This window comes from Arthrobacter sp. UYP6 (genome assembly GCF_040547315.1).
Lineage (GTDB): Bacteria > Actinomycetota > Actinomycetes > Actinomycetales > Micrococcaceae > Arthrobacter_B.
This window is the reverse complement of record NZ_JBEPPM010000014.1, coordinates 45,246-65,146: the sequence shown is the minus strand read 5'-3', so window position 1 is coordinate 65,146 and position 19,901 is coordinate 45,246. Positions and strand designations below refer to the sequence as shown.

Below are 19,901 nucleotides of genomic sequence, written 5' to 3'. Positions count from 1 at the left end.
CGGCTAGAATGGAAAGGCTGTCATTGCTGGCAGCGCAGCCGCGAGTGTCCAACCCTGCGGCCACACACCCACCACACGTGAAAGCAGCGGAGTGTCCTTACAGGTTCAGCCCACCGTCAGCGCCACCACCAGCCCGGCCGGCAAGTCGGCGAATCAGGCCATCGCCCGGGAATCTTCCCGGCGACGCACCTTTGCGGTGATCTCCCACCCCGACGCCGGTAAGTCCACGCTCACCGAAGCTCTGGCACTGCATGCCCGCGTCATCGGCACGGCCGGTGCCACCAACGGTAAGGAAAACCGCCGCGAGACGGTCTCCGACTGGATGCAGATGGAAAAGGACCGCGGCATCTCGATCAGCTCCACGGCCCTGCAGTTCGCGTACCGGGACACGGTCATCAACCTGCTGGACACCCCGGGCCACGCCGACTTCTCCGAAGACACCTACCGCGTCCTCGCCGCCGTTGACTGCGCCGTCATGCTGGTGGATGCGGCCAAGGGCCTGGAAACCCAGACCATGAAGCTCTTCGAGGTCTGCCGCGCCCGGAACCTGCCCATCATCACCGTCATCAACAAGTGGGACCGGCCCGGGCTGGACCCGCTGGCCCTGATGGATGAGATCACCGAACGTACGGGACTCACCCCCATGCCCCTGACCTGGGCCGTGGGCATCGCCGGCGACTTCCGCGGCGTCTGGGACCTGCAGAAGGACGAATACGTCCACTTTGAACGGCAGAACTCCGGTGCCTCCCTGGCCAAGGAAGAGCACCTCAGCCCCGAGGATGCCCTGGCCCGCGAAGGCGACGTGTGGGAGGACTCCCTGGGCGAAGCCGAGCTGGTCATCGACGGCCGCGAGTTTGACCGGGATGCCTTCCTGGCCGCCAAGGCCACTCCCATCCTCTTCTCCTCCGCCGCCCTGAACTTCGGCGTGAAGCAGATCCTGGACGCCTTGGTGGATCTGGCCCCTTCTGCCGGACCCCGCGAAGACAAGGACGGCGGGCTGCGCCCGGTCGAGGCTCCGTTCTCCGGCTTTGTCTTCAAGGTCCAGGCCGGCATGAACAAGGCCCACCGCGACCACGTGGCCTTCATCCGCGTCTGCTCCGGCATCTTTGAACGCGGCATGGTGGTCACGCATTCCAACACCGGCAAAACCTTCGCCACCAAATACGCCCAGCACCTCTTCGGCCGCGAACGCGAGGTGATCGACCAGGCGTACCCGGGCGACGTCGTCGGGCTGGTCAACGCCTCCGCCCTGAGGGTAGGCGACAGCCTGTACGTGGAGGAGGCAGTGGAGTACCCGCCGATTCCGTTCTTCAGCCCCGAGCACTTCCGAGTGGCCCGATCCAAGGATCCCAGCCGCTACAAGCAGTTCCGGCGCGGCATCGACCAGCTCGAGCATGAGGGCATTATCCAGGTGCTGCGCTCGGACCGGCGCGGAGACCAGGCACCCGTGCTGGCCGCCGTCGGGCCCATGCAGTTTGAGGTGGTGGAGGACCGTATGACGCAGGACTTCAACGCCCCGATGCGCTATGAACAGCTCTCCTACTCGCTGGCGAGACTGACCACGCCGGACGCAGCGGAAATCCTGGCCAACGTGCACGGCGCCGAAGTCCTGCAGCGCACTGACGGCGCCTATCTGGCACTGTTCAACGATATTTGGGCCCTGCGGCGCGTCGAAAAGAACCATCCGGAGATTTCACTAACCGTCATCGGCACGGAATCCCCTAACAGCCGCGGCTACTAGGCTCCACGGAAGGCGCAGCAGCGTTATCCGCTTGCCGTCCGGGGTTGCGTGAGTGCTGGATGGCGCCCACATCCCGCCGGATGCGGGCGTCGTGTTGGCCAATTTCATCGTGTCGGCCGCCGTGTGCAGCCCGGGCGCCCGGACCACAGATGCACGCACCGGCCCGGCCGGGACAAAGCCGAAGCCCGGGTATAGGCTCGCTGGCACAAGAGCTGAACGAGGAACGAGCCGGCGGGGGCCACAATGAGACAGGTGAAGCAACTCGGGGGAAGCGTGCTCTTTGTGATGTCTCTGGCCGCAGCCCTCACCGCTTGCACCCCTACCGGCGACCTCGCCTTCAGCAACGAAGGCCCTGACGAGGTGAGGGTCTCCACCGGGAATCAGGATTTCACTGTCGATCCCGACGGCGGGGTCCAGATCCTCGGATACGGCTGCACCGAGGGGGACATCCGTGTCGAATTCGCTTCCGGCCAAGAGGTTGTCATCACCGAACAGGTGTGCCCGGACCAGCAGATCGTGATTCAGGACGGCACAGTCGACCTGGAACCCACCCCGGCCACCTGATCAGCATCTGATCCGCAGGAGATGTAACGGTCGACGCGTCACGCACCCGCGCTGAGCGTAAGAATTTCTAATCAGAAGCCCGAAATCAGGTAAGCGTTAGTTTTTCGTGAGTATGCTCAACGCACTACTTACTGCCGCTCCACTGGTTCGGGGCGGCCTCCCTCCGGAAGGTCGCAGCCATGTCTGTTCATGCGTTCCCCACACTCTCCCATCCCGGTTTTGCCCCGGTTCCCACCGGTGCCGCCGCGGAGGATTCCGAGGCCTGGCAGGCCCTGAAACAGGCGGCGACGGACCTGCAGTTGCTGCAGAACAAGGACGGCTCAGTGGACGCTGAGAACAGGAGTGCGGCCGAGGAGCTCCTGTCAGTGGTTGCCGCCGCCGTCGAAGCCCTGGCTCCCGCTTTTGAGCACGACGCCGAATACCTGTCCCTGGTGGTCAGCGACCTGCAGCGCTGGGTTGCCGATGGACTGGGCGAACCTGATTTCCTGGATTCCCTGCTCGTCTTTTCCCCGCAGCTGGACCGCACTGACGGACTGCAGCACCTGGTCCTGTTCCCCATGTATACGCAGAACGGTTCCACCAACCGTTATGTCGAAGCCGTGCTGATCGAAGTCATCTGGCCGGAATTCATCGGCGAACTGGAGGCAGGCGAGTACTCCAACAAGCTCTTTGTACCGATCCGGTTCAGAGACTTCACCCCCGGCTATGACACCAACTCAGCGGTTCTGTTCCCCGAATCAGTGGCCGTCCGTGAAACCCCCACCTTCACCTGGGGCGCCATCTTTGCCGACCGCGAAGCCGCCCGGTTCCGGCGCGTGCTCCGGGCCGCTGCCGAGATCACCTCACTGGACCTGCCCGAGGACGCGGCTGCACTGCTGGATGATCAAAAGCTGGCGCAGGACACCTTTGTCATGTGGGACCTGATCCACGACCGCACGCACATGCGCGGAGATCTGCCCTTTGACCCGTTCATGATCAAGCAGCGGATGCCGTACTTCCTCTATTCCCTGGAGGAGCTGCGCTGCGATCTCACCGCCTTCCGGGAAGCCGTGAAAATCGAAAAGGACGAGGACGCTTCCCCGGAAGCCCGCAAACATGCCACGCTGGTCCAGTACGCGGTGATCTTTGACCGGATCTTCCGGTTCGCTATTACGGGCAGCCGGGTGCGCAACTATGACGGCCTCGGCGGGCAGCTGCTGTTCGCCTGGATGCACCAGAACCACGTCCTGCACTGGACCGACGGCAAACTGAGCATCGACTGGGAAGACGTGGCCGACGTCGTTGTCCGCCTGGGCGCGAACATCGAGGAACTGTACTGGCGCTCCATCGACCGGCCGAAGACCGCCCACTGGTTTGCCGCCTACGACCTGGTTTCCGCCACGCTGACACCCAACCCGGCCTCTGTTTGGGCCAAGGGCCCGGACGCCCTGCCGCTGGACGGTCCGCCGCGCGGGCTCACCGACCAGGTGCTGGACGACGAATTCCCGCTGTCCATGTTCTACGAAGCGCTGTCCAAGAAAATGGCCCCGGTCATCGAGTCCACCTCGGGAATCACAGGGAGTTCGAACTAAATGAGTACAACGCCGGCCACCGGAACGTCCGCCTCTGACCAGTCCTTGCGGGGCCGTACCGTTTTGGTGGCCGGTGCCGCGTCCGCCTCCGGCGTCGCTGCGTGTAAGGCGCTGGAAGTTGCCGGGGCAAAGGTAGTGGCCGTGGGCCGCGACGCCGCCCGGCTGGAGACCACCCTCTTTGAGCTGTTCGACGCCGATCTGCGCACCTGCGATCTCTCCAACCCCGGCGACGTGGATGCACTGTCGCAGGACCTGCAGGAGATCTATGGCGGGATCGACGGGCTGATCCATCTGGTGGGCGGCTGGCGCGGAGGCGGCGGCATCACCGGGCAGTCCGAAGATGACTGGGACTTCCTGCAGACCAACATCCTGCAGACCCTGCGCAACGTCAGCCGCAGCTTTTATGATCAGCTGGCAGCCTCCGACGACGGCCGGTTGGCGATTGTCTCCTCCACCTCGGTGGACTCCCCCACCGCCGGCGGCGCCGGATACGCAGCGGCCAAGGCCGCCGCCGAGGCCTGGGTCCAGGCCATCGCTCAGGGCTTCCGCCGCGCCCAGTCCGGCGCAAAGGTAAACCCGCAGCCCCAGCACTCGGCCGCCGTCGTCTTTGTGGTGAAGGCCCTGGTGGACGATGCCATGCGCGCCGCCGAGCCGGACCGTAATTTCGGCACGTACACCGATGTGCAGACCCTGGCCGAGGCCGCCGTCGGCCTCTTTAGCCAGGATGCCGCGCAGCTGAACGGGCAACGCATCTCGCTGGTCCCGCACGTCTGAGCCGCGGTTCAAACCGAACACCCCGTAAGAGATACTGGACACTGTGACCAACATTTCCCCCCTGCATGACATATCCATCCGCGCGTTTGCCTCCGATAACTATTCCGGGGTCCATCCCGAAATCCTGGATGCACTCACTGCCGCTAATCAGGGCCACCAGGTGGCCTACGGCGAAGACGTCTACACAGCCAAGCTGCGCGAGGTCCTGACCACGCACTTCGGCAGCCAGATGCGCGCCTTCCCGGTCTTCAACGGCACCGGCGCCAACGTGACCGCTCTGCAGTCACTCCTGCCGCGCTGGGGCGCTGTCATCTGCGCCTCCACCGCCCACATCAACGTGGACGAAAACGGTGCTCCCGAACGCATCGGCGGCATGAAGCTGCTCCAGATCCCCACTGACGACGGCAAACTGACGCCTGAACTGATCGACCAGGAAGCCTGGGGCTGGGGCGATGAGCACCGCGCCCAGCCGCTGGCCGTGTCCATCACGCAGTCCACCGAACTGGGCACGCTCTACACAGTTGCCGAAATCACCGCGATCGCCGAGCACTGCCACAAGCACGGCATGGCCCTGCACATGGACGGCGCCCGGCTGGGCAACGCCGCCGCGGCGCTGGGGGTGGGCCTGGGCGCCATGACCACCGAAGCCGGCGTCGATATTCTTTCGCTTGGCGGCACCAAGAACGGCATGATGTACGGCGAGTGCATCGTCTCGCTGAACCCGGAGGCCTCCCCCGGGCTGGACTTCCTGCGCAAAATGAACATGCAGCTGGCTTCCAAGATGCGTTTCATTTCCGCCCAGTTCGTCGCCTTGTACGGGGAGGACCTGTGGCTGCGTTCGGCCTCGCACGCCAATGCCATGGCGCAGCGGCTGCGCACTGCAGTGGAGAAGATCGACGGCGTCGAGCTGACCCAGCCCACGGAGTCCAATGCGGTGTTCGCCAAGCTGCCCGCGGGTGCGGCTGACCGGCTGCGGTCCTCGTTCCGGTTCTACGACTGGGACCAGGCCACCGGCGAGGTGCGCTGGATGTGCACCTTTGACACCTCCGAGGACGACGTCGACGCGTTTGCCGACGCCATTGCCCGCGAGGTTGCTGCGGATCCTGTGACCTTGTAGATCCCCAGACCCGGTAACGGCGCGCGCACCGGCGGGCACACCCGCCGGTGCGTTTGGCTGTTCAGCTACTTTGCTTTCAACAGCCGTTCGACCCGGGGCTTGACCTCCGTGGCCAGGAGTCGGATGGATTCAAGGAAATGTTCCTGCGGCAGGCCGCCAACATCCATCTGCAGGAAGTGCCGCATATGGCCCATGTGGCGATGCAGATCCACAATCCGCTCCGCGATCTCATCGGGTGCGCCAATGTAATAGGCGCCCGGTGCGTGGGCCTGGGCCACGAAGGCGCGCCGCTGCGGGGCGGGCCAGCCGCGGAGTTTACCCATCTCCATGTTCAGGTTGTACCACCCGGGATAGAAGCGCTCCATAGCTTCCTCCTTAGTGGGGGCGATGAGCCCCAGAGCGGCCACGGACACCCTGATGTTCGCACCGGTGTGCCCGGCAGCTGCGGCGGAGCGGCGGTAGAGCTCGGCGAGCGGAGCAAAGTTCTCCGGGGCGCCGCCAATGATCCCGTAGGAAATCGGCAGGCCGAGTTTCCCGGCCCGCACGGACGACGGAGCACTCCCGCCGGTGGCCAGCCAGAGCGGCAGCTGGCCGTTGACGGGCCGCGGAACAACGGCCAGTCCGTCCACATTCGGGCGGACCGAGCCGGCCCAGGTGATCCGGGCCTTGCTGTCCTGGCTCTGATTGATGGTCATCAGCAGATCCAGCTTTTCCGCGTACAAACGGTCATAGTCCTGGAGGTCGTAGCCGAACAGCGGAAAGGTCTCCACCGAGGATCCCCTGCCGGCGGTGATCTCCACCCGTCCGCCGGAGATCGCATCCGCGGTGGCGAACTGTTGGAACACGCGGACCGGGTCATCGGTGCTGATGATACTGGCGCCGCTCCCCAGCTTGATCTGCCTCGTGGCGCCGGCCGCGGCGGAGATGACCGCTCCGGGAGAGGAGGCCGGCATATCCAGCGTGTGGTGCTCGCCAACGCCGAAATAATCCAGTCCGGCCTCATCTGCCGCAACAATCGCGTCGAAGAGGTTCCGGATGGCCTCCGCCGTGGGGCGGAGACTGCCGTCCGGATTGCGCGGGGTGTCGCCAAAGCTGTAGGCGCCCAGTTCCATGGTTTCTCCTAAGGATGAAGTGAGGATGTGCAGGTGGCCCGCGGCTCAGGCTGCCGTGCTGTAGCCCGCGGAGACGAGGATCGCGTGGAGTGTGGTGGCGGTATGGCTTCCGGCGAAGATCTCGGTGCCCGGCTCAAAGGCACGCCCCGCTGCCAGCAGGCCGGCATCCACGGGGTCATATCCGAGCCGGTCGATGAAGCCGGCCACAAGGGCCTTGGCATCAGCGTGATTGCCGGCAAGACTGAGGGCGCGCCGGCCGGCGGTGCCGGGTTCCCGGCTGTCCGCCTCCAGGTCGTGGTAACCAATATGATTCAGTGACTTGACGACCTTGGCCCCGGCCAGGAATGACTGAATGACCTCGCTGCTGGTCCGGTCGTCCTTTTCGAAGTCATCGATGGCCCCGTCAACCGGTGCCCAGTAGTTCATGGCATCGATGACTGTTTTTCCGGCGAGCAGCTCGGGCTGAAGCGTGGCGTATTTGTGCAGCGGCACAGCGACCACCACCAGGTCCGCCGCTGCTGCGTCCGCCGCCGAGACGGCAGCGGCGCCGGGCACAATGACCTCCACCAGCAGCGCAATTTCCTCCGCCGGCTTGGCGGTGGCAATACTAACCTGGTAGCCGGCCTTCACGGCCTGGCGGGCCACAGCCGTACCGACCCGGCCGGCACCCAGGATTCCGATGGTGCGGGCTGTTTGCTGCTTGCTGACGTTCATGGACCGGTTCCCTAACGAAGATATGTTGTTCCACAGACTATATGTAGAACAGAACATCTGTGCAACCTCAGACTCGAGTGTATGATCTGGTTATGGCCACTGACACACAAAACCCTGTCCCGACCGCCGGGACCAGCGTCCCCGGGGACCTTGGCCGGAATCTGGGTATGGCCCTTCGTGGCTACCAGGGCCGTTTCGAGGCTGCCGTTGACGGCATGCCGGCCGGCATCAGGGGATACCAGGTACTTTCCACTGTGGTCCACCGGGATCCGGCGAACCAGCAGGCACTGGGCGCCCATCTGGCCATCGACCGCACGGTGCTGACGTACCTGCTGGATACCTTGGTGGACGCCGGGGTGGTCCAGCGCATTCCCGATCCCGCCGACCGGAGGGCGCGGAAGATTATTGCCACCGAATCAGGGGTAAAGACCCTTGCCGCCTTCGAAGAACGCGTGGCGGCAGCCGAAGCGGACCTGCTCTCCGGTTTCTCCGCCATCGAAGCCCAAACCCTCGGCTCCCTGATCAGCCAGCTGGCAGCGTCCGTCCATCAGGCCCAACCCGGCACTAATCCCTGTGACGCCATGGACAATGTGCCCTGATGTGCCCGGGTTATTAGACCAGAGGGGTAGGACCAGGCGGGTTAGCCCAGACGGAAAGTGCCCGCAAAACCGGGATCGGTAATGGCCGGCCGCGTGAGCTTAAAGGCATCAATACAATGCTCGGTACTGCCCTGCAGCATCAGGTCCGCCATAATCTTTCCGATCAGGCTGCTGAACTTGCCGGCATGGCCCGCACCGTTGAAGACAGCCACATGGGAGTGGCCGGGGAGCGTATCCAGAACAAAGTCGCGGTCGGCCGGCATGTCGTAAACGCACGTTTTATTGGCCAGCACCGGACCGGCGGCTTCCGGCAGGTGTGCGGTGAGGAAAGCGTGCAGAATGGCTGCTTCGCCGTCGTCGCCCGCAAAGACCCGCTCGCCGCTGGAAATGTACCGGCCGCGCATGTCACGGGCCAGCTTGGTGGCCGCTTCACCGTAGACCGGGAAGCCATAAAACGTCTGCGCATCGTGCCAGACCCAGATCGGAAACTTGTCCGGAGTGAAACGTCCCAGGTTCCGGCTGGCAAAGTAGCTCACCTGTTCCTGGGACAGGGTGAGACGGAAATTAAGGCCCAGATCGGGCATGAGTTCCCCCAGCCAGGACGCTGCGCAGACCACCAGATTGTCGGCGGTGAACGTGCCCGCGGAGGTAACGACGTCGACGTCGGACGCCCGGAGTTTGATGCCTTCCACCTTGGTGCGCGGCAGGAACTCCACGCCTGCGGCGAGAGCCAGCGAGGTATGCGCCGAAACAGCCCTGCGGATATCCAGCAGCCCGCCGTCTTCCTGGTAGATGCCGCTGACGTTTTCCTCGATGTGCCACTGCGGGTAGCGTGCCCGGATATCCGCAGCAGTCAACGTTTCATAGGGGATATTCACGGCGTCCATCGCCGCTTTGTACCCGGCGATATCCGCAGCTCCAACACTGTTGGCCGGCGCGAGATCCAATCCACCGGTCTTATAGACGAGTTTCAGTCCCGAACGTTCCTCCAGCTGATCCCAGGCCTGAAACATGGCCGGCGTCAGCGACGTGTAGTCGGTGCTGTGGTAGGCATGGCGGATGATCCGGGAGTGGTCTCCGGAAGATCCCAGCGTGTTCATCAGGTCAAACTGCTCAAGCACCAGCACCCGCTCGGCCCCATTGGCCGCCAGCCAGTAAGCAGTGGCCGAGCCGATGGCTCCGGCCCCAATCACAATGTGCGAATATCCCTTTGACACGCCTGCTCCTTCACCCATGAGACCCGGCTTCCAGACTATGTCCGGTGCCGACGCCGCCGGGAAATGTGAAGCAGCGCCGGAACGGTAAACCTGCACCGCCCGGCCCGGGTCATGAGCTACCGTGGGCTGAAACACGTCCCGCAAGTGCTCGGCGAAAGAAGGAATACGTGGCTTCTCTGCAGCTCTGGCACATAACAGTTTTTCTGATCGTTTTACTTATTGCAGCCGCCGTCATCGGGCTGGTCCACTATGTGAGAAAAAGTTCTCCGGAGCAGCGCGGCCAAGCTGGCCGCCCGCACCATAAGGACTAGCTCAGGATTTACGGCGTAACCAGCGTTCCTGCACAAAAACGGGAGAAACCGGCGTTCCCGCCGGCAGGGTACTCCGTTACAGCCGCGGCACAGGGTCACACTCTTCCCGCCTGCAGCAACCCCTCATAGGCTGGGCAGGTAACAAAAGGGACTCTTCGGCGAGCCTCATCCTTTGCCTGAGCCCTGCACCCGTAGTCTGCGAAGGTGAGTGCAATCGGTGACTTATCACAAGTACCCCCAGACTTCCTGAAAGCCCTCGGTTCCCTGCGGCGTGCGCAGTGCCGCCCTGAGCTGCACCTAAACGAGATTCCGGCACCGGCAAGGCTGGCACCCTTTGCCGTGTCCCTCGGCGCCGAGGTCCTGGCAAGCGGGCCCCTGGCACTGGACGAAGGACTTGGCCACGGCCCGTCCGGAATCGTCATTCCGGAGCAGACCGAGCTGGCGACGGGTCGCTTCATCCTGCTGCATGACCCGGAGGGGTCCGCGGTGTGGAACGGAACCTTCAGGATCGTCACGTATATACGGGCCGAGTTGGAACCGGATATGGGCAACGACGAACTCGTGGGCTCGGTCGCGTGGACCTGGCTGGTGGAGGCCCTGCAGGAACACGGCGCCGGGTACTCCTCCGCCGGCGGAACGGCCACCCGGATCCTCTCCGAAAGTTACGGAACACTCGCCGGCCGGGGGGATGCCATTGACATTGAGCTACGTGCCTCCTGGACACCGGATTCCGCCGATGTGCAGGCGCATTTGGAAGCCTGGTCGGACATGGTCTGCACGTTCGCGGGGCTGCCGCCCCTACCCGACGGCGTCACTCCCCTTCCGCGGATGCGCCGAAGCTAGCCTAAGCACATCCTTCTTCGGGCGCAACGGGCTCATTCCGGCTCCGAACCGGGCCAAGAGACCGGGTGGCACTGGGGCACCGCCGGACTCGATAGACTGGAGGTCTTATGACCGCGCAGATACCCGGCTCCCCCACGCACACCACTTCCGCTGACCCGAACGCCGAGCCGATGACGCTCCCGCTGCTGGAGGCACCAAAAGACGGGGTGCCGCTGGTCATCGACACCCACCGCGGACTGGAACGGGCGGCCAAGGCACTTGCCGCCGGTACCGGACCTGCCGGCGTTGACGCTGAACGCGCCTCCGGTTTCCGATACGGCCAGCGTGCCTTCCTGGTCCAGATCCGCCGCGAAGGTTCCGGCACCTGGCTGATCGATCCGGAACCGTTCGACAATCTGGACATCATCAACGACGCCCTGCAGGGCGTGGAGTGGATCCTGCACGCGGCCACCCAGGACCTTCCCTGCCTGTCCGAACTGGGCATGTGGCCGGACAAGCTTTTTGACACGGAGCTCGCCGCGCGCCTGGCGGGACTGCCGCGCGTGGGCCTGGCCGCCGTCATTGAGAACCTGCTGGGCTTTACCCTGGCCAAGGAACACTCCGCCGCCGACTGGTCCACCCGCCCGCTGCCCGAACCCTGGCTGCGCTACGCCGCCCTGGACGTTGAGGTGCTCGCGGAACTGCGGATTGAACTGATCAAGGTGCTCGACGACGCCGGAAAGCTCTCCTTCGCGGAACAGGAGTTCGAAGCGATCCGCACCGCCCCGCCGTCGGCCCCGCGGGTTGATCCGTGGCGCCGCACCAGCGGCATGCACCAGCTGCGTGACCGCCGCCAGCTGGCCGCCGTCCGCGAACTATGGACTGAGCGTGAGCATCTGGCGGAAAACCGCGACACCGCGCCCGGCCGGCTGATTCCGGACTCCGCCATAGTAGCCGCAGCACGGGCCATGCCCACCACGGTTCCGCAGCTGCTGGGCACCCCCGGCTTCCATGGCCGTGCCGCACAGAAGGAAGCACCGCGCTGGATGCGCTGCATCTTTGCAGCCCGTTCCACCAGCGACCTTCCGCCCCTGCACATCCCCACGCACGCTCCGCCGCCTCCGCGGGTCTGGCCCAAAAATGACCCGGAGGCAGCCGCCCGCCTGCAGACGGCAAAGCCGCGCCTGGCCGCCGTTGCCGAGCAGCTGAATCTGCCCATCGAGAATCTGCTGACCCCGGATACGCTCCGCCGGGTTGCCTGGCGTCCGCCGGCACAGATCAATCTGGAGTCCATCAGCGCCGCACTGCGGGACCTCGGCGCGCGGGAATGGCAGATTGAGCAGACGGCTGCAGTGCTCACCGTTGCCTTCCTGGATCCGGATCCGCTGGTCGAGAAGGAAAAGGACACCTCGGCCTCCCGATGACCTCGGGCTCCGACCCAGGCTCAGGCTCCGTTAACCTCAGGCTCCGTGGCCGGTGGCATGATGCCAACGGCGCGCGTGCAGGGGTTGCACCTTATTTTCTGCCTAATCCCACCACGCCTGTCCGCATAAACGAAGCCCCGAATCCAAGAGAAAGGGCTATCAGCAGATACCCTGCGGTAAATGATTCAGGGCTGCCTTCTATAACGGACTTACTCGGATCCGAGCGGTCGTAAAAAACCGTGATCTCTTTGCCCTGCAACTCATCCGACACCGCTGATTTAGAGCCTTCAGTCTTGGAGTAATAGCGTTGACGAAGACCTTTGGCATAAACACTGCTATTTTCGGCAAGAAAAGAGATCGTTAGATCTTTATATTCCGATCCCCTGCCGCCCGTGGAGAACCCGACGTTAGTGACAACGCCAACGGTCCGCACACCCCCGGAGAGTAGTTTACGGTCATTATGGGCATCAAGAACATTTCCAATACCCACAACATTTCCACCGACAAAAATCATAAGCCCTGCAACCAACCACGCCAGAGACTTGGCCATCCGGGAGTTTCCACCCTTCACTAGACGGTTATTCGTAGAACGTCTAGGCATTACGGGTCCTCCTAATGTGCTTTTATGCTTTTGCATCTTATCATCTGCTACGGCACGACTTTTTATCACCAAAGAACAGAAAGAAACGAATAGTACATCGAATCTGTGGACTCAGCGCGGCAGATGTCGGCTGGGCCGGAAGAACACGGGCAAACAGCAACAGCAGGGGCCGGAGGAGAACCTCCGGTCCCTGCCGCAGACTAAAGCAGATGCGCTGCGCGCCTGGTTGGGCTTTGCTCAGCGACCTTTGCTCGGCGACCTTTGCTCGTTGACCTTTGCTAGTTGACCTTGATGGTCATCATGCCCTTCGGGTTGCTCTGCACCACCTTGATGGTGGTCCCGGTTCCGGCCACCACTACACTGCCCTGCGGGTTGGCCGGGTCGTAGTAGGCATTCGGGTTGCCGTCATTGAAGACGGCGACACCGGGACGTGCCGGAATGTTGAGCGTGGTCATTCCGGCCGCGGTCTCGCGGTGCAGGCTGATCGGATCAGTGGCTTCCTTGCCGAATGTTGCATCAAAACTCTGGATGCGGTTGCGGGCAACAACGCCGTCGGTCCATTTCAACGCCTGCGGCCGTGCGTCTACGGGCAGGACCAGTCCGGCGCCGGGGTGCTGGCTGGTGATATTGTTGCGCTGCCCGGCATTCCAGTAGGTAACCAGCAGGCCGTTTTGGTACGGGAAGTGCTCCACCCGATCCGGTGAGCTCAGCGCCCAGCCGAAGTTGTACGGGCCGGTCTGCAGGGTGGCGTCATAGCCGGCGTATTCCCTGTTCTCGGCAAGGTAATACCGGCCGTTGCCGTTGGCATCCCTCGGCAGCGTGATAACCACCGCCTGTTGTTTCTTGGTGGCGTGGTAGGACGGGCCAAGCATATGTGTTGATTTCACGCCTGCGGATGCCACGTCGTAGTCCAGCCAACCCATCTGCAGCTTCTCCCAGGCGCCCATGTGGTTGGGCGTGGTGCCGATGGAGTCTTTGCCGCGGCCAAGCCAGGAACCGGAACTCATGAGCGTCCAGAACCCGGTTCCGTTGTCGCCGCCGGCGGTGTCATAGAGATCGGGCAGGCCCAGGTCATGGCCGTACTCGTGGGCGAAGACACCCAGCCCGCCGTTCTCGGGTTCGGTGGTGTAGTCACGGATCCAGACCTTGGAGTCGCCAATCCGGATGCCGCCAAAGAGATTGGCAGCGGGGCCCTCGGTCCCCCGGCCGGCCTGGCCTACGGACCAGCGGTGTGACCAGATGGCCGACGACGCCGCACCGGCTTCCTCGCCCTCACCGGCATGGATGGCCTGGAAGTGGTCAATGTACCCATCCGGCTCGTCAAAATTGCCGTTGTTGTTGTAGTCATAACGGTCCCACTGGTCAAAACCGGCCAGGTACGCGTCGACGTCGGCGGCCGACTTGCCGGCCGCGAGCTGGTTGTCATACCAGGCATCGGCCGCGTCCTGCACAAACCGGGTCATGTCCGTCTGGGATTCGGTTTCACCGTAGCTGGCCGTGGTGTACGGCACGGTGACCCAGTCGCTGACGTCTCCGTCCACGGTATAGCGGCCGCTCGACATCTCCTCGTAAAGGGTCTTCAGGGATTCGCCCTGCGGGTCAAAGAACATGTCCAGATAGTGCTCGCGGTCAAACTCCGGAAGCCAATAGGTGGAGTTGTCTGCGGCGCGGTTCGGCTGCGGGATCCGGTTGTGCGCCGGGCCGGGAGCTGAGGCCGGGAAACGCGGATCCACCTGATCACCAAACTCGATCAGGAAGGACAGGATCTGGTCGCTGTCCTGGAGCCCGTATTCCGCCCACTGACCCGGAGCCACCTGTACGGCCTGCGAACCGCCACGGTTCTGGACGGGAGCTTCGCCTCGCACCACCTTTTCCACCCCCTGCTGGTTCAGCGCCCGGCGTTCGTCAGCGGCGGCATCGGGACGGTCATCGGATTTTCCGGCACTGCCGTTTGCTCCGGGGGCTCCGGACACGGCAATGCGGCCCCCCGCGTCCGGCTCGGACACCGGGGCTGCAACCGCGGCCAGTGGAGAAAACAGCAAAACGCTGCTGACTGCGAGCACAGCTGCTTGCCGCACATTTCTGCGCCTATTTTTACGGGTCAAGTGATCCCCTTAGAACAAAACTTCACGAGTGGAAGTGAGATGAACCAAAAGTACTGGCGGTTTGGATTCTCAGGGAAACTACACCTGTGGTGACGAGCAATTCATTGGAAATTGCTCTGGATAGGGGCTGCGCCTCTTCATAAAAGATCCCCTGACCTGTACAAGCTCCAGTCGCACAGCCGCAGGCGGCTATTATGTCGCCATGCCTACCCTCGAATACGCCAACGGATCCGACCTGCCGCTTGACGCCGTCGTGCGCCTATACGATTCGGTGGGCTGGAGTGCCTACACCGAAGACCCGGGAAACCTGGCTGCCGCCCTCGCCGGGTCCACGCTGCTGGCAGTAGCCCGCGACGGTGCGGATCTGGTGGGCCTGGCGCGCGTCATTTCCGACGGGCATTCCATCTGCTATTTGCAGGACGTCCTTGTTGATCCGCGGTTTCAGCGGACGGGGTTGGGCAGGAGTTTGGTGGAATATGTTCTGGCACCGTATGCCCACGTGCGGCAAAAGGTTCTGCTGACGGATACCGAGCCGGGCCAGAAAGCCTTTTACCAATCCCTCGGCTATCGGCAGGCGGGAGCAAACGACGACGGCGGGCTGCCGCTGCGGGCCTTTGTCCGGTTTGATGCATGAAGCAATTGGCACTGAGGGACGCCGCCCTCATCGCGCTATGGGCGGCAGTAACGACTGTGGCCTTCATCCTGCGCAGCGATGACTTCATACCATGGGCCCTTTTTGTCAGCGGGGGTCCCCTTCTGGGGCAGTTGTACAGCCAGCGTAGGTCCAGGCGCCGTTATGCTGCACGGAATCAATGTGAGTGCCGGGTCCGGCTGCCCGCTGCTGTCGCGTCCCGCCCACGGTGGGTTCGGGGACTCGCAACCCCTTATCCGGACCGCTGGACCCTGCAGCTCCTGGCGGGAGGCGCAACGGCCGGCGATGACCCGGTGGTGGTACGGCCCTCCGACTCTACGGGCCTGCGCAAGGCCCGTCTTAACGAATTCCTGTTCCGGTTCAGCCCTACCTGGCGCATCGCCGCCTTCCCCAGCGGCGGTGACGTGGTTCTGGTGGCGGCCCCGGCTTCGTTTCTGGCAGTGCTGACCGGTCCCGCCTCGTCGCGCAGCCCGCAGGACACGCATCGAAGGCCGGAGGACAGAGCATGATCTGGGCCGTTTTCCCATGGCATGGGCAGCCGGCCTGCTGGCCATTGATAACAACTTCAGGTCCGGGCCTCGGAGCGCAGCAACAAAAGAAACATCCGGACGGGGCCTGGCGGCACGCCCATTGCCGAGCCGGTTGAGAACTTCACCGATGGCTATCTGCTGCACTAGCGGCAGCTGGTCTCGGGTAACGATCCGGCATACTGCGCTGGTGCAGCACGGAGCCCTGGCCTAGTCTCGGCGCACCAGTCCGGGCCACCGTGTTCCTGGTGCCGGTCTCCTGCTATGGATTCCTAAACTCTCCGGGGATCCTGTCCTGTTCGGAAAGGTTGCCCTCATGCCCCATGCTGCATCCACTGAAACCATATACTCCACGGCGTTGACCTGCCCGCCCGAAGATGTGTGGCGGGCGCTGACCGCCCCCAACGTTCCACGCAGCTGGATGTGGGATTCCAGCCTACGCGGCAGCATGGAGCCGGGCAGCGACTACGCCCTCTACGCCGATGGAAACAATCTCATAGTCGGAACGGTTTTGGAGGCAGACGCCCCCTACCGGTTGGTCCTGACCTTCGACGCGCGGTGGGATGACCGTGTGGCAGATGAGCCGGCAGGGGTGCTGGAGTACCTGGTCACGCCCATGGGAGAGCAGGACTGCATGTTCAGTGTCCGGCTCTCGGAGCTGACAGGTGTCACCGCGGATGCGATGGAGCAGGACACCCCTGAGCTCTACTCCCGGTTCAAGTCCTGGCTGGAAGACGCCCACGTTGGCTGAGCACAGTGCCAACGGCCGCCCTACGGCACTGACCGGCAGCGGGTCCCGCTCACCCTAACGGCGAACGGGACCCGTACACGTGCTGACGGACAAACCGCCCAGTCCAAGACCGGCGCCCCGCCGCGCACCAGGCGCCAGTTGTTCTCGGCGAAGGCCGCCGGGTCAATAGTCCCTTGGGCCACTACGTAGTCAATGAGCAGCTGGCGGATTTCCGTCTGCTGGTTGACCAGGACCGGCGCAGTGGAGATGTGCGGGAAGTTTCCGCCGCCTGACTGCCGATAATTATTCGTGGCTACGGCAAACCGCTGCGCGGGATCCACCGGGGCACCGTTGAAGCTCAGGTTGACGATGCGCTCCCCCACCGGGCGGCTGATGTCGATGTCATAATCAACGCCGGACATCATGTCGTAGTTGTAGTCCACAGTGCCGTCTGCGTTGGTCAGCGTGGCGGGATCCACCGGAGCACCCGGCGTCGTCTGGACGAAGTACTTCGCCGAGTACTCCAGGTACTCCTTGACCTGCGCACCCGTCATCTGAACGCCGAAGAGGGTGTTCGGAAAGACGTACAGCCCGGCGAGATCGCGGATGGTCACCGGACCGGCGGGAATTTCCGCGGTGCGGCTGAACGGCGCCGCCAGCGAGAGCACCGGCAAATCGGCGTTGGGGCCGCCGTCGAGTGCCCTGTCCACAGCCTGAGCCTGGACGAAATTCACGAAGTCCATAACAGCGGTGTCGCGGTAGCGGGATTCGGCGGCCGGCATGGAATCGGTGGCGTTGCCGACGGGCGTATTGACGTAGTCAATGACGCGTTGGTGCTGTTCGGCCACCAGCTGTGAGATCTTGGGATCCGCTTCAACGGTGTTGGCATTGAGCAGCGATGACGACGCCGAGGTCACGTCCCACTGGCCGCGCACCTTAGTCAGTTCAAAGTCCATGACGGACAGGCGCATCCCCCAGTTCAAGGGCTCGGTGAGCAGCACCCGGTCACCGGTGATCGTGTTGGTCACGAACCGTTCCGGGATTTCCGAATGGGCGTGCCCCACCAGGACGGCGTCGATTCCGGGCACTGTTTCGGCCAGCTGCGTGGACGCATTCTCCAGGGGCAGTTCGGGGCCTTAGGAGGAGGTTCCCGAGGTTCCGGAGTGGGCGCTGACCACCACAACGTCCGCGCCGCGGGCCTTCATTTCCGGCACGTATTTCTGTGCCTGCTCCACAATGCCCGGGAACTTGAGCTTGCCGTCAACGTTGTTTTTGTCCCAAATGGCCACCCCCGGGTTGGTGAGGCCCAGGATACCGACCTTCACGGGATTGTTTCCCTTGGTCTTCACCGTTTTTGATGATGTACGGAGTGAATGCCGGTTTGCCGGACCCGGCATCCACTGCATTTGCCCCGAGCAGCGGGAAATCCAGCTGGCTTTCAAACTTCCGCAGCATATCGAGTCCATAGTTGAATTCGTGGTTGCCCAGTGCCGCTGCGTCATAATCCATCTCGTTCATGGCCGCAGCCATGGGGTGGATTTCGCCGGTTTCTGTAATCGGTTCGGTATTGGCGAAATAATCCGTGAGCGAGGTGCCCTGGATCGTGTCGCCGGCATCAATCAGCAGCGTCGATTCCTTGCCCCGGTCCGCACGGACGGAGTCCACAAGGGTAGAGATCTTAGCCAATCCCACATCGTTGGAGCCGGCGTCGTCGTATTCGCCGTCCTTGAAATAATCCCAGTTCTCAATGTACCCGTACAAATCCGAGGTGCCCAGGACAGTGACGGTGGTTTTTTGGCCTTTGTTGCCCTGATGCCCGCCATGGTGCGGAGGCCCGGCTGCTGCCGGAGTCATTGAAACAAGTGTGAGTGTGATGGCGGCGGTGACTGCGGTGGCAGCGCCCCGTCGTCGGGCGAATGAAAACAGCAATGTAAACAACTCTTCATAGTGCGTGCATTGTCCCCCTGGGGCACCCTTGCAGGCCGACCCCCATTCCGGAAGAATCACGGCTAAAACGGCGTCACAATTACTGAAATAACTCCTAGAAAAGGACATTGCGCGTTCCCCGACAGCGATTGGCGGCTCTTCAGCCTCCTCATCGTCCAGCCGTTTCAGGGGATTCAGCGGACCCCCGCACGTTTACTCAAATTCCGTCAGCTACCAGATCGATGCCGTTGTCCCAGCGTTCCTCGCCGTCCCCGTTCAATTGACCGCTGGCCACCAACCCGATCTTCCGGGCAACGGCGGCCGAGGCATGGTTATCCGGATGAATGAAGGCGGCGATCGGGCCGTCTAAGCGTGGCCTCAGCCAGCCGAGCAGCCCACTGGCGGCTTCGGTGGCAAGGCCGCGGCCCTGGAAGGATTCGCCGACCACCCAGGCCACATACGCCGTCGGTTCCTGTCCCTGCCCCGGAACATGCAGGGCTACGGAGGCCTGCACAAACCCGACGGCCGCACCGTTTTCCCGGATGATCCAGTTCAGCCAGGCCTCCCGACCGTCCGGCGAGACACCAACGGCCTGCACGGCATATCGGCCGGTGAGCTCTTCCTCTGTTGGTGCCGCACCTCCGGTGTACCGGTACACCACTGTCCCGGACCGCACCCTGACCATTTCAGCTGCATGGCTCACGCTGAGTGGCTCGAGGATAAGCCGGGCAGTGGTGATCAGCGCTGCCCTCATCGCCCGGCTCACAAAGGATCCTCGAGGATGCGCTGGAAGAGGAGGTGGTCCTGCCATCGGCCTGCAATTTTCAGGTACTGCGGAGCGAGACCGATCTGTGCGAACCCGGATGTGTTCAGAATCCGCTGTGAAGCGGGATTGTGCAGCAGGGTCGCTGCCTGGATCCGGTGCAGGCCCAGCCGAGTGCGGGCTAGGTCGACGACGGCGTTCACGGCGGCGGTGCCAATGCCGCGACCGGCGTAGTCCCCGTCGATCCAGTAGCCGAGATTCGCGGAGAGGAACGGTCCGCGGACAATGCCGGTCAGCGTGATAGTTCCGATGATCCGTTTGCCGTCGAAGAGGACCCAGGGCATTTCGCTGCTTGCCTGATGCAGCGCCAGCTTCGCCTCGATCACTGCGCGCTGGCCTTCAACGGTGAAAAAGGTGTCCGGACGCAGCGGCTCCCAGGGAGCCAGATAGTTGCGGTTCCGCTGGTACGCGGCTGCGAGAGCGGGGACGTCGACGGGAGACACCAGGGCCAGTTGGATGCCGTGGAGCAGGGTGGTGGCAGGGAGCTCCTGCGGGTCGGTAAGCACGTCACAGCCTAACCCGGAGCACCTCAACAGCGTTCAGGTGGACAGAGCGCGGTGGACGGCTCCTG

At 63.4% G+C, this 19,901-nt stretch carries 21 protein-coding genes; 11 read left to right on the top strand and 10 right to left on the bottom strand.

Going from position 1 to position 19,901, the window contains the following annotated elements:
* Nucleotides 1-160 precede the first annotated feature (160 nt).
* The 5 genes from ABIB35_RS12785 to ABIB35_RS12765 all read left to right on the top strand — a co-directional run bounded on the left by ABIB35_RS12785 (nt 161) and on the right by ABIB35_RS12765 (nt 5,767).
* Nucleotides 161-1,741, top strand: coding sequence for a peptide chain release factor 3 (locus ABIB35_RS12785; RefSeq protein WP_354182051.1), 1,581 nt, complete (start codon nt 161-163; stop codon nt 1,739-1,741).
* 252 nt (nt 1,742-1,993) lie between these two features.
* Nucleotides 1,994-2,305, top strand: a complete 312-nt coding sequence (locus ABIB35_RS12780; protein WP_354181937.1) for a hypothetical protein — start codon at nt 1,994-1,996, stop codon at nt 2,303-2,305.
* 179 nt (nt 2,306-2,484) lie between these two features.
* A complete protein-coding gene (locus ABIB35_RS12775; protein ID WP_354181936.1) occupies nt 2,485-3,876 on the top strand; it encodes a DUF6421 family protein in 1,392 nt (463 codons plus the stop codon).
* Entirely contained in the window at nt 3,877-4,650 is a 774-nt protein-coding gene (locus ABIB35_RS12770) for an SDR family oxidoreductase (protein ID WP_354181934.1), read from the top strand.
* Nucleotides 4,651-4,693: 43 nt separating this feature from the next.
* Nucleotides 4,694-5,767 (top strand): threonine aldolase family protein, encoded by a 1,074-nt coding sequence (locus ABIB35_RS12765; protein ID WP_354181933.1) that lies wholly within the window; start codon nt 4,694-4,696, stop codon nt 5,765-5,767.
* 65 nt (nt 5,768-5,832) lie between these two features.
* Here the strand turns inward: ABIB35_RS12765 and ABIB35_RS12760 are convergent, their stop codons facing one another.
* Together ABIB35_RS12760 and ABIB35_RS12755 are read right to left on the bottom strand one after the other, a co-directional pair.
* On the bottom strand, nt 5,833-6,879 hold the full coding sequence (locus ABIB35_RS12760) for an LLM class flavin-dependent oxidoreductase (protein ID WP_354181932.1): 1,047 nt from the start codon (nt 6,877-6,879) through the stop codon (nt 5,833-5,835).
* 45 nt (nt 6,880-6,924) lie between these two features.
* A complete protein-coding gene (locus tag ABIB35_RS12755) occupies nt 6,925-7,593 on the bottom strand; it encodes an NADPH-dependent F420 reductase (RefSeq protein WP_354181931.1) in 669 nt (222 codons plus the stop codon).
* Nucleotides 7,594-7,685: 92 nt separating this feature from the next.
* On the opposite strand from ABIB35_RS12755, the gene ABIB35_RS12750 reads away from it, so the two are divergent.
* Nucleotides 7,686-8,192 (top strand): MarR family winged helix-turn-helix transcriptional regulator, encoded by a 507-nt coding sequence (locus ABIB35_RS12750; RefSeq protein ID WP_354181930.1) that lies wholly within the window; start codon nt 7,686-7,688, stop codon nt 8,190-8,192.
* A gap of 41 nt (nt 8,193-8,233) precedes the next feature.
* On the opposite strand, the gene solA is transcribed toward ABIB35_RS12750, so the two are convergent.
* Nucleotides 8,234-9,409: an N-methyl-L-tryptophan oxidase gene (gene solA, locus ABIB35_RS12745; RefSeq protein WP_354181929.1), complete on the bottom strand. Its 1,176-nt coding sequence runs from the start codon at nt 9,407-9,409 to the stop codon at nt 8,234-8,236.
* A gap of 524 nt (nt 9,410-9,933) precedes the next feature.
* Here solA and ABIB35_RS12740 point away from each other — a divergent pair.
* A complete protein-coding gene (locus tag ABIB35_RS12740; RefSeq protein ID WP_354182049.1) occupies nt 9,934-10,563 on the top strand; it encodes a DUF3000 domain-containing protein in 630 nt (209 codons plus the stop codon).
* A 107-nt stretch (nt 10,564-10,670) separates the two neighbouring features.
* Nucleotides 10,671-11,966 (top strand): HRDC domain-containing protein, encoded by a 1,296-nt coding sequence (locus ABIB35_RS12735; RefSeq protein ID WP_502915788.1) that lies wholly within the window; start codon nt 10,671-10,673, stop codon nt 11,964-11,966.
* A gap of 91 nt (nt 11,967-12,057) precedes the next feature.
* Here ABIB35_RS12735 and ABIB35_RS12730 read toward each other — a convergent pair whose 3' ends face one another.
* Both ABIB35_RS12730 and ABIB35_RS12725 read right to left on the bottom strand, forming a co-directional pair.
* Nucleotides 12,058-12,516 (bottom strand): DUF3592 domain-containing protein, encoded by a 459-nt coding sequence (locus ABIB35_RS12730; RefSeq protein WP_354181928.1) that lies wholly within the window; start codon nt 12,514-12,516, stop codon nt 12,058-12,060.
* Nucleotides 12,517-12,845: 329 nt separating this feature from the next.
* A complete protein-coding gene (locus tag ABIB35_RS12725) occupies nt 12,846-14,645 on the bottom strand; it encodes an immune inhibitor A domain-containing protein (protein ID WP_354181927.1) in 1,800 nt (599 codons plus the stop codon).
* A gap of 229 nt (nt 14,646-14,874) precedes the next feature.
* Between ABIB35_RS12725 and ABIB35_RS12720 the strand changes: the two genes are divergently transcribed.
* The 3 genes from ABIB35_RS12720 (at nt 14,875) to ABIB35_RS12710 (ending at nt 16,602) form a co-directional block, all read left to right on the top strand.
* Nucleotides 14,875-15,306 carry a GNAT family N-acetyltransferase gene (locus ABIB35_RS12720; RefSeq protein ID WP_354181926.1) on the top strand — a complete coding sequence of 144 codons (432 nt, stop codon included), beginning with the start codon at nt 14,875-14,877 and terminating at the stop codon, nt 15,304-15,306.
* The gene (locus ABIB35_RS12715) at nt 15,303-15,833 is read left to right on the top strand and encodes a hypothetical protein (RefSeq protein WP_354181925.1); all 531 of its coding nucleotides are present in this window, start codon (nt 15,303-15,305) and stop codon (nt 15,831-15,833) included. The genes ABIB35_RS12720 and ABIB35_RS12715 overlap by 4 nt, the downstream gene beginning before the upstream one ends.
* A 334-nt stretch (nt 15,834-16,167) precedes the next feature.
* On the top strand, nt 16,168-16,602 hold the full coding sequence (locus ABIB35_RS12710) for an SRPBCC domain-containing protein (protein ID WP_354181924.1): 435 nt from the start codon (nt 16,168-16,170) through the stop codon (nt 16,600-16,602).
* Between the two features lie 20 nt (nt 16,603-16,622).
* Here the strand turns inward: ABIB35_RS12710 and ABIB35_RS12705 are convergent, their stop codons facing one another.
* The 5 genes from ABIB35_RS12705 to ABIB35_RS12685 form a co-directional block, all read right to left on the bottom strand.
* The gene (locus ABIB35_RS12705) at nt 16,623-17,669 is read right to left on the bottom strand and encodes a 5'-nucleotidase C-terminal domain-containing protein (RefSeq protein ID WP_354181922.1); all 1,047 of its coding nucleotides are present in this window, start codon (nt 17,667-17,669) and stop codon (nt 16,623-16,625) included.
* A 48-nt stretch (nt 17,670-17,717) separates the two neighbouring features.
* A complete protein-coding gene (locus ABIB35_RS12700; RefSeq protein ID WP_354181920.1) occupies nt 17,718-17,870 on the bottom strand; it encodes a hypothetical protein in 153 nt (50 codons plus the stop codon).
* Entirely contained in the window at nt 17,842-18,519 is a 678-nt protein-coding gene (locus tag ABIB35_RS12695) for a metallophosphoesterase family protein (RefSeq protein ID WP_354181918.1), read from the bottom strand. Before ABIB35_RS12695 ends, ABIB35_RS12700 begins: the two co-directional genes overlap by 29 nt.
* A gap of 205 nt (nt 18,520-18,724) precedes the next feature.
* Nucleotides 18,725-19,273, bottom strand: coding sequence for a GNAT family N-acetyltransferase (locus tag ABIB35_RS12690; RefSeq protein ID WP_354181916.1), 549 nt, complete (start codon nt 19,271-19,273; stop codon nt 18,725-18,727).
* On the bottom strand, nt 19,270-19,836 hold the full coding sequence (locus tag ABIB35_RS12685; protein WP_502915787.1) for a GNAT family N-acetyltransferase: 567 nt from the start codon (nt 19,834-19,836) through the stop codon (nt 19,270-19,272). The genes ABIB35_RS12690 and ABIB35_RS12685 overlap by 4 nt, the downstream gene beginning before the upstream one ends.
* Between the last annotated feature and the right edge of the window lie 65 nt (nt 19,837-19,901).

What these genes read in the sequence shown, in the direction of transcription:
- ABIB35_RS12735 (WP_502915788.1), top strand. Translation starts at nt 10,671, where the DNA reads ATGACCGCGCAGATACCCGGCTCCCCCACGCACACCACTTCCGCTGAC.
- ABIB35_RS12770 (WP_354181934.1), top strand. Translation starts at nt 3,877, where the DNA reads ATGAGTACAACGCCGGCCACCGGAACGTCCGCCTCTGACCAGTCCTTG.
- ABIB35_RS12775 (WP_354181936.1), top strand. Translation starts at nt 2,485, where the DNA reads ATGTCTGTTCATGCGTTCCCCACACTCTCCCATCCCGGTTTTGCCCCG.
- ABIB35_RS12715 (WP_354181925.1), top strand. Translation starts at nt 15,303, where the DNA reads ATGAAGCAATTGGCACTGAGGGACGCCGCCCTCATCGCGCTATGGGCG.
- ABIB35_RS12760 (WP_354181932.1), bottom strand. Translation starts at nt 6,879, where the DNA reads ATGGAACTGGGCGCCTACAGCTTTGGCGACACCCCGCGCAATCCGGAC.
- ABIB35_RS12720 (WP_354181926.1), top strand. Translation starts at nt 14,875, where the DNA reads ATGCCTACCCTCGAATACGCCAACGGATCCGACCTGCCGCTTGACGCC.
- ABIB35_RS12755 (WP_354181931.1), bottom strand. Translation starts at nt 7,593, where the DNA reads ATGAACGTCAGCAAGCAGCAAACAGCCCGCACCATCGGAATCCTGGGT.
- ABIB35_RS12730 (WP_354181928.1), bottom strand. Translation starts at nt 12,516, where the DNA reads ATGGCCAAGTCTCTGGCGTGGTTGGTTGCAGGGCTTATGATTTTTGTC.
- ABIB35_RS12710 (WP_354181924.1), top strand. Translation starts at nt 16,168, where the DNA reads ATGCCCCATGCTGCATCCACTGAAACCATATACTCCACGGCGTTGACC.
- ABIB35_RS12750 (WP_354181930.1), top strand. Translation starts at nt 7,686, where the DNA reads ATGGCCACTGACACACAAAACCCTGTCCCGACCGCCGGGACCAGCGTC.